Here is a 14,271-nt window from a genome sequence, read left to right on the forward strand (position 1 = left end):
AGTGTCGGCACCTTCCGCCTCAGAGTTGAATACCAGTCGTCGGAATCGGCGCGGCGAGCTTGTACCGTTCGGAAATCGCGGCTATCTTCTCGCGACTTGTTCGGCGATTAGTGCTCGTTGCTCTGGATCGCGTCGGTCTCCCGTTCCCGGGTCGTTGATGTTGATCAATCTGGTACCGGATTTTCTCGCCGTACTCGAAGCCGATGATCGGGTGTCGGCGTACCTCGCCTATTTCGAGCGCCACAAGGCGTTGCTGACGGCCTACTGGGACAACTATGTCCTCGAGCCCTCGGGGCTGCATTTCGAGGAAGTCGTCCAGTCCACGGTCAACGCAAATCGCGACGACCTGCTCGCGCTCCTCTCGCGCACCGATGTGGTCGCGCTGGCGCGTCAAGCGGAGGAGAAAGTCCGCACCCTGCTCGACATCGATGTGTCCTATGATGTCGTGCTCATGGTCGGTGTGGGTGCCGCCAATGCCGGAGAGCTGGTCGTCAACGGCCGCGGTGTGGCGTTCGTGTGCCTCGAGCACTTTACCGGTATCGCCAACCCGGACACCCAAGGCCTTGGTCTCGATCCCGAGCTGATCCCCCTCTGGCTCGCACACGAGCTTACGCACGTGGTGCGCTATACGTCGCCCTCCAGCCGCAGCGACATGCGTGGCTTCGTGGAAGATGCCGGCGGCTATTACTCGTACTGGGAAACGGGACGCCAGGCCTCGCTGCGCGAGCTGCTCGTCAACGAGGGACTGGCCGTCCACGTGTCCCGCGCCGTCAGCCCGGGACACGCCGCGTGGGAATATTTCGGTTTCGCCCGCAAGCAGTACGCCCGCACCCGTGAGGTCGAGCCCGTGCTCCACCGCGCCCTCGTCACCGACGGCGATCGCACGGCCCTCGGACTGCGCCTCCGCTATCTCTCCGGTGGTATGAGCGACGAGGCCCGCACCGTAGAGCGTACCGTACTACCCGAACGCGCCGGCTATTACTTGGGTGCACGCATGGTCGAAGCCGCTATCGCCGCCCGTGGGTACGCCTGGGCCACACGCGCCAGCGTGCAGGAACTGGCCACCGTGAACGACCCGGTCATGGAGCGGCCCCGGCTCACGATCGTCGGCTGATTTGGCGCTGAGGGTGGTGTGATTTCCTGAACAGCCGGAAGTTGGGGTGATTTCCCGAACAGCCGGAACACGGATGACGCGGATGGATGGAAACCACACGGGATAAGATAAAAACCGCAGCGCTGTTCATCTTATCCGTGTTGGTACCGTGCAATCCGTGGTCTCCGTGTTCTGGCTGTTTTTGTTGCTTTGGTTTTTGCTGTTGCCGGTCCGTCGCCCTACTTCCCGATACAGAACTCGCGGAACACGCGGTCGAGCACATCCTCGGTATCCACGATCCCGATCAGATCCGATAGCGACTCCCGCGCCGCATACAGGTGCACGGCGGCCACCGGAGCAGGCAGTGCGCCGCTTTCCCACATCGAGACAAACTCTGTGAGTTCGTCGTACGCTGCCGAGAGACCGACGCGATGTCGTTCGCGGGTGACCAGAACGGCATCGCCAGCTGGCAGCGACAGGGCATTTAGACCAGAGTTCGCGGCGGCCGCGCGATCGATCGCGTCCAACAGCGCGCGTAATCCCTCGCCCGTCTCCGCGCTTACGCGCATCATCTCCCCGTCGGCTTCAGCGGTATCAAGGTCCGCTTTCGTGTGCACCGAAATCACCGTGCCAACCGTGCGTTGCGCGATCGCGTCGCAGGTGGCCGCGATCTCGTCGAGGTGGCTGCCGCACGCCAGTACGATCTGCGCCTGCGCCAGGTAGCGGGCGCTGACTTCGATGCCGAGTCGCTCGATCTCGTCGTCGGTGTCACGGAGACCCGCGGTGTCGACGAAGCGCAGCGGCAACGGCGCGCGATCAAGCACCGCTTCAATGGCATCGCGAGTCGTGCCGGCAATCGGGGTGACGAGCGCGCGCGACTCACCCAACAGCGCGTTGAACAGCGAGGACTTTCCCGCGTTGGGGGGACCGGCGATCACCACCAGGACGCCGTCGCGCAGCACCGCAGCTCGAGGGGCGGTGTTGATCAGCGCGCGCAGCGCGTCGCGCAGCGACTCCGCGGCATGTTTTATTCGGGCCGGCGAGATCGGTCCGTCGTCTTCCTCGGGAAAGTCGATGTCGTAGGCGATCAGCGCTTCGAGATGTATGACCTCGTCGCGTAACGCGAGCAGGCGTCGCGACAATCCGCCGTCGAGTTGCGCGAGCGCCTGGCGCTGCATCGCCGTGGTGCGCGCATCGATCAGATCGGCGACCGCTTCGGCCTGTACCAGATCCATTCGGCCGTTCAATACGGCGCGTCGGGTAAACTCGCCGGGAGTGGCCAGCCGAGCGCCGGCCGCCACGCAGGCGGCCAGTACGAGCGCCGGTACGACATGGCCCCCATGGGTGGAGATCTCTACGACGTCATCGCCCGTGTAGGAACGTGGCGCCGCGAACCACGTAATCAGCGCGTCGTCGAGCGGATCCCCGTCGGGGTGCGACAACGCCACGCGCGTGGCGCGGCGCGGCGACAGGTCGGATGCGCCAAGGGCGCGTGCGATCGAGATCGCTCGCGCCCCTGACAGCCGAATCACGGCAATCGCCCCGCGCCCCGCGGCCGTGGCGAGGGCGACGATCGTATCGTCGCCACCAGGCAGCTGGCGGGCCGTCACCACGTCGTTATCCCCGCACCACCGGTTGCGCCTTCGAGCGCTCCTGCGAAATCAGCCACTGCTGCGGCAACGACGCGAGATTCTGCACGAAGTAATAGAGGTTGAGACCCGAGGCCATGTTGAAGAAAATCACCATCATCATGGCCGGCATCAGGTACATCATCATCTTCTGCTGCTCGTTCGCCTTCATGCCGCGCATGCCGATCCACGACAGGCCCATGGCCGTGATCGCCACGAGAATCGGGATCACGAAGAACGGATCCTTGAGCGAGATGTCCGGAAACCACAGGAACGAGACGCCGCGAAATTCGATCGTGTTCTGAAACACGAAGAAGAGCGCGAAGAAGACCGGCAACGGGATCAGCATCGGCACACAGCCCGACAGGGAGCTGAACGGCGACATCCCGTGCTCCTTGTACACGCGCATCATTTCCGCTTGCAGCTTGGTCTGATCGCCCTTGTACTTGGTCTGAATCTCCTGCAGGTGCGGCTGAATGCGCTGCATCTGCATCGAGCTGCGCATGGCCTTCTGATTCAACGGCCACAGGATGATGCGCACGGCGACGCCGAAGAGCACCAGGATCCATCCGTACGACAGACCGAGCGTGGTCTTCATCCACAGGAGCAGTCGGATGACCATGGTGGCGAACGGCTGTACGACACCCTGCAACCAGCCGCCATACGGGTTCGACGTTTCAAACGAACGGCCCATCGCGACGAGCCGCTTGAACTCCTGCGGTCCGGCGTACACGTCGAACGCCACACTCCCGCTCCTGAGCGACGCGACGATCGTCGCTTCGCTGCGCGTAGCCGCCTTCGCGACACGTACGCCGCCGGTGAAATTGACCTCGGCGAAGCCGGCGTTGCCGTTCGAGGCCAGCACGCCAAGCAGGAAATACTTGTTCTTGGCGACCGTCCAGGCGATCGGACCGGCCTCGATGCGACGCTCGCCCGGATCGAGCGAGCCGAAGGAGACACCCTTCGCGTTCTGCTGGTCGGGCTTGTACGCGTAGGCGAGATGCGACTGATCTTCGGTGGTGTCCGCTTCCGACGAACGGAAGCCGGGCGGCATGTCGATCAGCAGAAAGCTGTTCTCGGGCGCGCCCTTCACCACCACCGACACGTTTACGCGGTAGCTGTCGGGGAGGAACGAGTACGCAATCGTCATGGCGCGAGCGCCCACGGTGGCGTCGTAGCGCACCACCGCGCGTCCGTTCTCCTCGGTGCGCGTGGTGATGAACGTCTGCGCGTTGAGCGCAACGGTGTCACCAGGCGTCACGAGTCGGAAGCTGAGCAACCGGTCACCCACCTTCGCGAGTTCGACCGGGCCGCCTTTGGTGCGACCCTTGTTGGAAAGCGCCACGAACTGCTGCATCTCGACACCGATCAGCGCCGCGCCGCGGTTCGTGGTGCGGAAGACGGCCGGCGCGGTGGTCACCACGGCCGTATCGACCGGCACGGCGACAGTCCGCAGTGCCGCGTTGGTCGAGTCAGGCAGAGCGCGCATGCCCGGCGCAGTAGCACCGGAGGCAACACCAGCGGCGACGGCAGCGGCAGCGGTAGCCGAATCGGCGGCGACCGGGTTGGTGCTGGCGACCGTCGCCGAATCGGCGCGGCGCAGTGAGTCTGACACGGCCGTCTTGCTTCCTGGTGCCGGTACGGGCGACGGGAAGAGGATCGGCGTCAGAATCAAGACCGCCGCCATCAGGACGACGGCGAGGGCGATGCGGCGTGGTTCCATGGTCGGTTTAAGGGAGCGCTCAGGGCACCGGATCGAATCCGCCGGGCCGGAAGGGATGACAGCGCCCGATACGGCGCAGGGCCATCCATCCTCCGCGCAGCGCACCGTGACGCTCCAGCGCCTCGATGGCGTACGCAGAACACGAAGGATAATAGCGGCAGGCGCCCCCGAAGATGGGCGACAACGTGAGCTGATACCCGCGCACCACCAAAATGAACAGCTTCGCGATCACGGCAGGAGAGTTGGGATCACCGTGCGACACGACGCACGGCTTGCAACACTTCGGCGCGCAGCGTCTCGAAGTTTCTGGCGTAGGCGATTGGCAACACCCGAAACACGAGGTCCATGGGCGCGAGCTCGGGAAGAACGTCCACACGGATGAGCTCCCGAAGCCGGCGCTTGAGCCGGTTTCGATCGACGCCCGAGTGCTTGTACTTGGGCACCACGAAGCCGACGCGGGGGAACGCATGAAGGGAAGCCGTGGCGCGCACATCCAAAGAGGCGGTGCGCGCTCGCTTCCCTTCGTGTCGAACCCGCTCGAGATCGGACCCGCGCGTCAGCCGCTGCGCGCGAGGGAACGACCGGGAATCAGGCGCCGGCGTACTTCGACGGAATCTGGACGGTCAATACCTTGCGTCCCTTGCGGCGACGGCGGGCGAGTACCTCTCGGCCCCACTTCGTCTCCATACGCGCACGGAAGCCGTGCTTGCGGACTCGCTTGGTGTTGCGCGGACGATATGTGGGCTTGCCCATAATGATGCTCGAGGTAACGCGGTATGAATCGCGATGGTTCGACTTGAAGTTCTCAGCACCCATCCCACGTACGCTGCATGACGACAGCTCGGCGGCGGAGTCCTGACCTAGCCTTAAAAAATACTCGCGAGACGGGCTTGAGGTCAAGCCCGCCAAGTAAGCCCGCGACAACGATTTGCCTCCGCCCACCCAATCGGCGTACCGACTTGCTTGCGCTCACGAATGCGATGCTGGTGTCACGTCGCTGACGCGATTGACTTATCCACACGCGAGCGTAACTTCGCCCCCCCGCGCAATGCTCGCCCAATGCTCGCTTGTGGCCGGGGCCGCCCCAACCCTGAACTCCCGTCATGTCCCTTACGCCTGCTGAAACCTGGGATCGCCTGCGCCAACGCGCACGCCAGGTCCTTCCGGAGCAGACGTATCGCACGTGGCTCGAGCCCACCGACGCACTCGGCGTTGAAGGTGACACCCTCCTGATTGGCGCCCCCGATCAGTTTTCTGCCGACTGGAACGAGTCCAAACACGCCGATCTGCTGACCAGCTTCGCCGCGGTTGCCCTCGGCCACCCCATGAAAGTTCGCTTCAAGGTTGGCGAAGAACGTTTGGGTCGCGCGCAGATGGACTTCTTTGTCGAGCGGCCGCCTGCCCCTGTCGTCGCGCCACTGACAGCGCACCAACAGCGCTTGTCAGCGCCACTCAACCCGAGATACACGTTCGACCAGTTTGTCATCGGAAAATCCAACGACGTCGCCGCTGCGGCAGCCCAAGGGGCAGCACAGGCCCCCGGCAAGGTCTACAACCCGCTCTTCATTTATGGAGAGACCGGGTTGGGGAAAACGCACCTCATGCAGGGTATCGCCCATGAACTACTTAGACGGACCCCCACGCTGCGCCTGGCGTTCGTCGGGACCGAGCAGTTCACCAATGAGTTCGTCAACGCGATTCAGACCGGACAGATGGGTGACTTCCGTCGCCGCTTCCGCGAAATCGACCTCCTCCTTGTCGACGACGTCCAGTTTCTGAAGGGAAAGGAATCCACGCAGGAGGAATTCTTCCACACCTTCAACGCCATCTATGAAGCTGGTCGGCAGATCGTCCTCACCTCAGACCGGCCCCCCAAAGAGATCCCGGGACTCGAGTCCCGTCTTGTTTCCCGCTTCGAGTGGGGCATGGTCGCCAATGTCGATGCGCCCGATCTCGAACACCGGATCGCGATCCTCCGCAAGAAGGCGAGCCTCGACCACCTCGAGCTCACCATCCCGGACGAGGTCATCGAGTTCATCGCGCAGCATGTGAAGTCGTCGGTTCGTGAGCTGGAAGGCTCCATCATCAAGCTCCTCGCCTACGCCTCGCTCAAGCACCGCGAGATTTCCATCGAACTCGCACGCGAAGCGCTCCGCGACAAGCTCAAAAGCGCCACGGCGTCGGATTTCCCCGACACCCCACCTACCACCATTACCGTGGCCACCATTCAGCAGGTGGTTTCCCGGGAGTGGGGCGTCACCCCCGACGGGCTACGTTCCAAGACCCGCACCAAGCAGCTTACGACCCCCCGCCAGATCGCGATGTATCTCTGTCGGGAGCTGCTGGCGCTCCAACTGGTGGAAATCGGCAACGCTTTTGGCGGGCGCGATCACTCCACGGTGATCCACTCGCTCGATCGGGTGGCAGAAGACATGGGTGGAGAGCCCGGATTCGCCGACCGAGTGCTCAAAGTTCGAGGCATGTTGGAAACTCTCCGATCCACTGGACAACTCGGGACCTGATCCCCATTGGCCCACAGGACTCCACATCTTTCACCCTGTCGGCGGGCCCCGATGTGCAGCATTGCGGAGAAAAAGCACTACTCGACATGGAATGCACATCAGGCGGCATGGCGGAAGTGATTTGACACATGTAGCTTGCGGCGTTTATAGACAAGCCCACACGCCCTGCTGCTACTACTGGTTTTATCTCCAAAACTCTTTTTAACAGCAGTCCTTCCACACAACGGGCATGCGCTTCACGATCTCGCGCGAGAAACTCCAAGAAGGACTCGCGGCGGTAACTGCCGCCGTACCGGCCAAGACCACCTTGCCGGTCCTGTCGAACCTGCTCGTCGAAACCACCGAGCGCGGAATTCGTTTCTCCGCGACCGACCTCGACATCGCCGTCAGCACGGAAGTCAGTGCCGATGTCGAAACGCCAGGGGCGATCACGATTCCCGCCAAGAAGCTGAGTGAGATCGCGCGCGAGTTGCCGCCATCTCCCGTCAAGATTTCGGCCAGCGGCGAGCAGCGCGTCACCATCGAATGCGGACGATCCAGGTTCAAGCTGCTCGGGCTTCCGCGTGATGAGTTTCCGACGTTCCCCACCGTGCGCTTCAATGACTCGTGGCGCGTGAAGTCCGGAGAACTGCAAAAGCTCATTTCGCATGTGGCGTTCGCAGTGAGCACCGAAGAGTCACGACCCATTCTCAATGGCGTGCTCTGGGAGCTGCGCGAAGATCGCATGCGGATGGTGGCCACCAATGGGCACCGCTTGTCCAAGATGGAACTGCCGGTCGTCGCGAGCAGCGCCCCCCCGAGTGATCTGATCGTGCCGCCCAAGGCGCTCGAGCAGATCAAGCGCCTTTTCCCGGCCGAAGAAGAACTCGAGATTGCGCGCGGTGAAAACCACCTCGGCTTCCGCTCGCCGTTCACCTCGGTGTTCACGCGCTTGGTCGAGGGCCCGTACCCGAACTACGAACAGGTCATTCCAAAGGACAACGATCGCTTCTGTCTGTGCGACAAGGCTGCACTGACCAGTGCGCTCAAGCGCATGAGCGTGATCGCATCCGATCAGACGCATCGCATCAAGATGTCCTTCAATACCGGCATGCTGAAGTTCAGCGTTACCACGCCGGACCTGGGTGAAGCGTCCGACGAACTGCCGGTGAATTACAACGGCGACCAGCTCGATATCGGCTTCAACGCCACTTATCTGTTGGAAATCCTGCGCTACATGCCCACCGAGCAGGTGCGTCTCACGTTTAAGGCACCCGAACGCGCCGCCACGATCGAGCCTGAAGGCTGGGACGATCCGGCCAAGTATCTCTGCCTCGTGATGCCGCTGCGTTTGATGGACTGAGCTGGACCAGGTTCGACCACGCCACTGCGCTCACCGCTGTCGTTCCGCCCGGAGCTCCACCCGTTGCAGCACCTGCTGCAATCGCGGAGTTCCGGGCGGAATGCGTTCGACGACTTGCATGGTGAGCGTGCTCGTTCCCTGCAATCGCTCCAGAAGGCCACTGGACGCCGCAATCTCGAGACGCTGCGACCCTGAGCCGGATCCGACCAGTTCGAAGGCTCGGAAGGCCGTCCCGCCTTTTCCTTCCACTTTGGTGTTGATCTCACGCTTCACCACGAGCGTTTCCTGCGACAGCTTTTCGAGTGTGGAGCGCGTAGTCGTGTATACGGTGAGCGGCATGCCGTTACGACACACCAGCGTTACCGTGCTGTCGCGCCACTGATCGTTTTCGGCCACGCCGTCGGGAATGCGCACCAGTAACTCGCGCGCCAGTTGCATCGCACTCACTTCGGGGCGATCACATTCGTTGACCAACGGCGGACGTGTCACCACGCGCAAACTCGTACTGTCGATGAGCGCATCGATCAACAACGGCGTCGGCCTGGCTTGGGCGGCTATCGCCGCTGCTGTCGACTGTTTTGCGCTTTCCGCGATGCGTTCGGTGATGCTGCTTCGCACCGTGAACGAATCGATCTGACCGGATCCGCGCAGCGCGCCGGTAGCGCTCCGATCGAAGAACATCGAAACCACCGCGCGCGTATCGACGCGCTGCGCGTTCGACACCCCGGTGGGCAGGGCGGCACCAGTGACTTTAAGCTGCGTTACGGCTGAGACCGTCCAAATGCTTCGCGGTTGGACTCGTGGCAACAGCACGCGTGTCGCGACAGCCGGCGCTGGCGCAGCGGGCAACGCGATCTCAGGGGCAGGGGCTGCCGCCGGCGTCGGCGTGGCCGGCGCGCACGCCAGCAACAAACACGGGCCCACCACGCGCCCTGCGGCGATGAGGACCAGTGAGCGACTACACGTCATGCGATCGATACCACGTGCCATTCCAGAAGGATCCCGAGATCTCACGGAAAGTCGCCGGCCTGTAAGCCGGGTTCTGTCAGTGCTGACATGCCCACGCGCACCTGCGCGAGTGCACACCAACACCGGACGGTCATTCCTCTCGGCGTGCAGTCACCCACACGCTCCAGCAGCCTACCCGCGGCTCGACGTCTTGCAACGTCCTTGCGAGACGGGTCATCTCTCGCCGCTTATTTGGCCTTGCTCCGACTGGGGTTTACCGAGCCACCTTCGTTACCGAAGGCGCGGTGGGCTCTTACCCCACCCTTTCACCCTTACCGCACCGACGGGTTCCCGTGACGGGTTCCCGGCGGAATGGCGGTTTGCTTTCTGTTGCACTGTCCGTCGCACGAAGCTCACGCCGCATGCGCCCAGGCGTTACCTGGCAGTCTACCCTGTGGAGCCCGGACTTTCCTCGGTGCCTGAGCTCGCGCCCAAACATCGCGACCATCCGGCCGACGACCGATCCATGAGTGCACGAAATATAACCGGACCACCGAGACGCCCGGAGCCGGAACTCTATTCCGCTGCCGATGAATACCTCCCATTGCCACACGGTGACGGCACGATGACGACGTACGCGTAGCCTGTTTTCGTGATCGGACGACTGCACCCGCAGTATTGGCTCCGTCCACGGATACTCCGGTGAGTGAGGCGCGTATGACATCCCCGTCGACTTCGTCGTTGGCTCGTGTAACCGTCTACCCGATCCAGCCGGTTGCGTCTCTCGACATACCGCCTGCCGACACGGCGCTACCGCGCGCTATCGTGACGTTTCTCACACCTGCCGAACGACAGCGCGTGGATGCGCTGGGGCAGGGAAGTTACACCACCGTGCATCGCGAAAGCTTCGACGAAATGATGCGCGATCTGCGTACGAAGCCGGTGTCGGCGATTCTGGTGTCGGTCTCCCGCTACCAGCAGCACCACGCCAATCTGGTGGCGCGTATGGTGCGAGAATTTCCCCGCGTGCCGGCTGTCGCGTTGTTGACCGGCAACGAAGCACGCAGCACGCAATCACTGCTTGCGTTGGGTCAGCAGGGCGTTCAGACGCTGGTCGACGCGCGGGATCCCGCCGGATGGCGCGACCTGCGGCAGTTCGTGAATCGCGAAGTGTCTTCCACCATCGAAGCGATCGCGATGCGGCGTATTCGTGCCGATCTGGTCGGCGCCAACGATGATTGTCTGCGCTTCTTCGACGAGCTTTTTCTGGCGCCAAGCTCGCTCACCACGGTGCGTCAGTTGGCGCGTCGATTGGGCGTGGTGCCCACCACCTTCATGAGTCGATTCTTTCGCGCCGGCATTCCCGCGCCCAAGAAATATCTCGCAACAGCCCGTTTGGTGCGCGCCGCGCGTTTGCTCGAGAACCCCGGCTACAGTCTCACGCAGGTCGCCTTTTTGCTGGAGTACTCGTCACCGCAAAGCTTCTCGCGGCATGTCATGCATTCGCTGCAGTGTGGGGCGGCCGAGTTTCGTAAAGCATACAGTGGCGAGGTCATGCTCGAACACATGCGGCAGCGATTGATTCTGCCCTTTCAGCCGCAACTCATCGCCTTCGTGCCGGTCGAAGTTACGCCGCAATGGATTTCGCGCCCCGCACTGGCGGCGCTGTCCCCGCCGGTGATGGTGCCATCGGTTTCACGCCCCCTGGTGAGTGCGGCGGTGTAGCAGCCAGCGCGGCATACTCCGCCGTGTGTGTCGTCGTGGCGAACTCACTGGTGTGACGCAAGGCCACGGCCCGCATGCGCGCCGCGGTCTGCGACAGCTGGGCGGCGCTGCGAGACAATTCCTCGATGCTGACGCGCTGCGCGATGGAGGCGTCGGCGGCGGTGCGTGCGCCAAGCGACGCGCGTTCTGCCGAGCTGTCGAGAGCTTCGAAGGCCTCCGCCACACCGGCTGACAGCTGTGCCTGAGCGTGCGCCAGCGTCGCCACATCATCGCTTTGCCGGGTAATGCGTTCGATGCCGCTCACCAGGGCGGACAGCGCTTGTGTGGCGTCGCGCGCAATCTCCCCGGCACCCGCGACTTCATGCGCGGTCGTGTCCATCGACAGCACGGCGGCCCCGATGTCATCGCGCACGCGCTGCACCGTGGCGGCAATGCGCTTTGCCGCCTGCGCACTTTCCACGGCGAGTGTGCGGATCTCGTCGGCGACGACCGCGAAGCCCAGTCCCTCGTCGCCGGCACGCGAGGCTTCTATGGCCGCGTTGAGCGCCAGCAAGTTCGTCTGCCGCGCGATGCGTGACACCGTCGCCACGAAATCGCCGACCTGCTCTGACGCAGGTGCGAGCAGTCGCACCTGTTCGGCGGTGGCGACGACATCGGTGCCCACACGCAGCAGCGTCTGTGCGGCACGTTCAATCGCCGTACGGCTCGCGGCCGCCGCGCGATCGACCGCATGCGCGTCGGTGGCCGTGGCCGCCGCGGTCAGCTGCGTGGTGTCGGCAGTGCGCCGTGCCTCCTGACTCCCCACCACACCCTCGCGTGCGCGCACGCGCTGGTGCACCAGCTCATCACTGAGCGCGGTCGCGCCCGACGCCACATCGCCGGTGCGGCGCTGCATCACACTGGCTGCGCCGTGCACCTGGGTGGCGACTGCGGCCAGTTCATCGGCCTCGCGCTGCATCGTGTCGATCAACAGTGTGAGTTCATCGAGCATGCGATTGAAGCTCATTTCGAGGAACCCGAGTTCATCGGCGTGACGCGCGTCGGCTCGGGCCTCCAATTCGCCGCGCTCTACCTGCGCCATGCGTTCTCGCGTGCGACGGATGCGCGTGATCAACCTGGACGGCATCTGAATGACCTGCTGCGCCACGACCACCAGCATGACGGCGGCCAGGAGCACCTGCGGCCACGGCGCGGCATCGGCGGGGCGTGCCTGTGCGTATCCGTAGCTTGCGAGCAGAAAACCGATCGCCGCCGAGAGCGTCGTGAGGTAGCCGAGGGCTGGTCCGCGATCGAACGAATAGGGAACGATCGCCAGGATGTAGGTGAGCACCAGCACCGGCGATCCGAACAGATACACCACACCGCTAATCAGCGCGGTATCGAACACCGCGAAAACGTACTTGAACCAGCGCCGATACAAGCGGGTGGACGCACCGATCGAGGCGAGCGCCCAATTGGCGGAAATAGCGATGCAGAACATCGAGAGGACCGCTGGCAAGGACACATCGGCGAGCCCGAGTCGGAGGCCCGCAATGAGTATACCCGCGATGAAGATCGTACTCCAGAATCGTCGTTTCGCGGCGATCCGGACGGTGGCGATGTCCTTGGCGCGCTCTTCGTCGAAGAGCGCTTGCTGTTGGGAGGCGGCACTGGGCGTATGCATACACGTAATAGACGCCCCACGCCCGAGCGCGGTATCAGTCCGACTCAGGCCGGTGCAATCAGTGGCAGCAGGTCGGAGGCCGTCACGAGGCTGATCACCTTGAGCCCGGCGGCCTCGAGGGCCTCGCGGCCACCTTCTTCGCGGTCGACCAGCGCCAGAACACCCAGAATCCGGCCACCAGCAGCGCGAATGGCTTCGACGGCCTTGAGCGCTGATCCGCCGGTCGTAATCACGTCTTCCACGACGACCACTTGGTCGCCCCGTTGAAACGGCCCTTCGATCAACTTGCCGGTGCCGTGCTGCTTGGCTTCTTTCCGAACAGTAAAGGACCGAACCATGCCGCCGGTCCCGGCTTCCGCTTCGAGCGCCGACGTATGCGCGATCGCGTACGAGATGGGATCAGCGCCCAAGGTGAGCCCGCCAACGGCATCGACGGGCCAGCCGCTATCGCGCAGAGCGGCGAGCGCGGCTCGCCCGATAAGCACCTGCCCTTCCGGGCTCATGGTGGTCAGGCGGCAGTCGACATACAACGAGGACCGACGGCCCGAGGCTAGCACGAAATCGCCCCGCTTGGCCGAACGTTCGGCGAGCAGGGCGATCAGCCGCGACGAAATAACCCCTTCATCTTGCCGAAAAGACCGCCCTTGTCTTCCCCTGCAGCCTCCGCCGGGATCGCACCGACGGACTTGCTGGTCGAGCCGATGGCACTCGACGTGCTGCTGGCGCTGGCCATCGTGGTGGTCTGCGCGGCGGCCGCATACGCCTCCGAAAATTCCCTGACCGTGGGATACCGATCGCCGGGCTGTTTGGAGAGCGCCTTCATGACCACGTTCTCGACGGCAACCGGGAAGGCCAGATTCGGCTTCGCCTTGTTGAGCGTGACCGGCGGCTGAGTGAGCAGCTGGGAAAAGAGCTCGCGAGGCGACTTGCCGGTATAAGGCAGGGTGCCTGTGAGCAGGAAGTACGCGATGGTGGCCAAGGAGTATTGATCGGCCGCAGGCCCGACGAGTTCGCCGGAGAGTGCTTCCGGCGCCACATACATGAGCGTGCCCACGAAGAAGCCGGCGCGCGTGAGCCGCTGATCAGGAGCGGCGTCGGTATCGGCGGCAATGCCAAAGTCCAGCAGCTTCACGTGATGCGTGGCCGGATCGTACATGACGTTTTCCGGCTTCAGGTCGCGGTGCACGATACCCACGTCGTGCGCCGCCTGGACGGCGCTGCAGACCTGCGACAGGATTTCGGCGACGTCCTTCGAAGAAAGCGGACCCGACGTTTCCGCATACTTGTCGAGGATCGCACCCCCGGCCCATTCGATGGCGAGGTAATAGCGCTCGCTGTCGGATTGGCCGTAATCCAGGGTACGCACGATGTTCGGGTGTTCTACCCGTGCGCCGAACTGCGCCTCGCGCAGGAATCGCGCGACCGCGGTCTTGTCATGCTGCAGCTTTTCGCGCAGCACCTTGAGGGCGACTGTACCGTGCGTGGCATGATCGGCACGAAAGACGGTAGACGTGCCGCCTTCGCCGACTTTTCCCCGCACTGTATAGCCAGCCAGCGTCGTTCCGACTAGCGTCTCTATGGCCACCAGGCGAACCTAACGCCGACCGGCGGTACCAGCAAGAAGTTT

The 14,271-nt window shown here is 63.5% G+C and carries 11 protein-coding genes, 1 other RNA gene and 2 pseudogenes; 4 read left to right on the forward strand and 10 right to left on the reverse strand.

Annotation, left to right across the window (positions count from 1 at the left end; genetic code table 11):
• Nucleotides 1-157: 157 nt before the first annotated feature.
• Nucleotides 158-1,114, forward strand: coding sequence for a DUF2268 domain-containing putative Zn-dependent protease (locus ACESNG_RS15070; RefSeq protein WP_373058529.1), 957 nt, complete (start codon nt 158-160; stop codon nt 1,112-1,114).
• 218 nt (nt 1,115-1,332) lie between these two features.
• Here the strand turns inward: ACESNG_RS15070 and mnmE are convergent, their stop codons facing one another.
• The 5 genes and pseudogenes from mnmE to rpmH form a co-directional block, all read right to left on the reverse strand.
• Nucleotides 1,333-2,706, reverse strand: a complete 1,374-nt coding sequence (gene mnmE / locus ACESNG_RS15075; protein ID WP_373069574.1) for a tRNA uridine-5-carboxymethylaminomethyl(34) synthesis GTPase MnmE — start codon at nt 2,704-2,706, stop codon at nt 1,333-1,335.
• A 4-nt stretch (nt 2,707-2,710) separates the two neighbouring features.
• Nucleotides 2,711-4,444 (reverse strand): membrane protein insertase YidC, encoded by a 1,734-nt coding sequence (gene yidC, locus ACESNG_RS15080; protein WP_373058533.1) that lies wholly within the window; start codon nt 4,442-4,444, stop codon nt 2,711-2,713.
• A 22-nt stretch (nt 4,445-4,466) separates the two neighbouring features.
• Nucleotides 4,467-4,706 (reverse strand): annotated as a pseudogene (yidD, locus tag ACESNG_RS15085) (membrane protein insertion efficiency factor YidD); the annotation flags it as partial.
• Nucleotides 4,693-5,010: pseudogene (rnpA, locus tag ACESNG_RS15090) on the reverse strand (ribonuclease P protein component); the annotation flags it as partial. The pseudogenes yidD and rnpA, both read right to left, overlap by 14 nt.
• Before the next feature lie 22 nt (nt 5,011-5,032).
• Nucleotides 5,033-5,197 (reverse strand): 50S ribosomal protein L34, encoded by a 165-nt coding sequence (gene rpmH / locus ACESNG_RS15095; RefSeq protein WP_171226297.1) that lies wholly within the window; start codon nt 5,195-5,197, stop codon nt 5,033-5,035.
• 350 nt (nt 5,198-5,547) lie between these two features.
• Here rpmH and dnaA point away from each other — a divergent pair, with 350 nt between their 5' ends.
• Nucleotides 5,548-6,966 (forward strand): chromosomal replication initiator protein DnaA, encoded by a 1,419-nt coding sequence (gene dnaA / locus ACESNG_RS15100; protein WP_373058535.1) that lies wholly within the window; start codon nt 5,548-5,550, stop codon nt 6,964-6,966.
• A 229-nt stretch (nt 6,967-7,195) separates the two neighbouring features.
• A complete protein-coding gene (gene dnaN / locus ACESNG_RS15105; RefSeq protein ID WP_373058537.1) occupies nt 7,196-8,308 on the forward strand; it encodes a DNA polymerase III subunit beta in 1,113 nt (370 codons plus the stop codon).
• A 30-nt stretch (nt 8,309-8,338) separates the two neighbouring features.
• Here the strand turns inward: dnaN and ACESNG_RS15110 are convergent, their stop codons facing one another.
• Nucleotides 8,339-9,298, reverse strand: a complete 960-nt coding sequence (locus tag ACESNG_RS15110) for a hypothetical protein (RefSeq protein WP_373069576.1) — start codon at nt 9,296-9,298, stop codon at nt 8,339-8,341.
• 25 nt (nt 9,299-9,323) lie between these two features.
• Nucleotides 9,324-9,776, reverse strand: an RNA gene (rnpB, locus tag ACESNG_RS15115) — RNase P RNA component class A.
• Nucleotides 9,777-9,973: 197 nt separating this feature from the next.
• Here rnpB and ACESNG_RS15120 point away from each other — a divergent pair.
• A complete protein-coding gene (locus ACESNG_RS15120; RefSeq protein ID WP_373069578.1) occupies nt 9,974-10,981 on the forward strand; it encodes a helix-turn-helix domain-containing protein in 1,008 nt (335 codons plus the stop codon).
• Here ACESNG_RS15120 and ACESNG_RS15125 read toward each other — a convergent pair.
• The 3 genes from ACESNG_RS15125 to ACESNG_RS15135 are packed head-to-tail and all read right to left on the reverse strand — an operon-like array spanning nt 10,884 to nt 14,229.
• Nucleotides 10,884-12,644: a methyl-accepting chemotaxis protein gene (locus tag ACESNG_RS15125; protein WP_373069580.1), complete on the reverse strand. Its 1,761-nt coding sequence runs from the start codon at nt 12,642-12,644 to the stop codon at nt 10,884-10,886. The two genes, ACESNG_RS15120 and ACESNG_RS15125, sit on opposite strands and share 98 nt — an antisense overlap.
• A gap of 44 nt (nt 12,645-12,688) precedes the next feature.
• On the reverse strand, nt 12,689-13,258 hold the full coding sequence (pyrE, locus tag ACESNG_RS15130; RefSeq protein WP_373069588.1) for an orotate phosphoribosyltransferase: 570 nt from the start codon (nt 13,256-13,258) through the stop codon (nt 12,689-12,691).
• On the reverse strand, nt 13,243-14,229 hold the full coding sequence (locus ACESNG_RS15135; RefSeq protein WP_373069582.1) for a serine/threonine protein kinase: 987 nt from the start codon (nt 14,227-14,229) through the stop codon (nt 13,243-13,245). The genes pyrE and ACESNG_RS15135 overlap by 16 nt, the downstream gene beginning before the upstream one ends.
• Nucleotides 14,230-14,271 lie beyond the last annotated feature (42 nt).

The organism is Gemmatimonas sp. (genome assembly GCF_041689975.1).
Taxonomy (GTDB): Bacteria; Gemmatimonadota; Gemmatimonadetes; order Gemmatimonadales; family Gemmatimonadaceae; genus Gemmatimonas.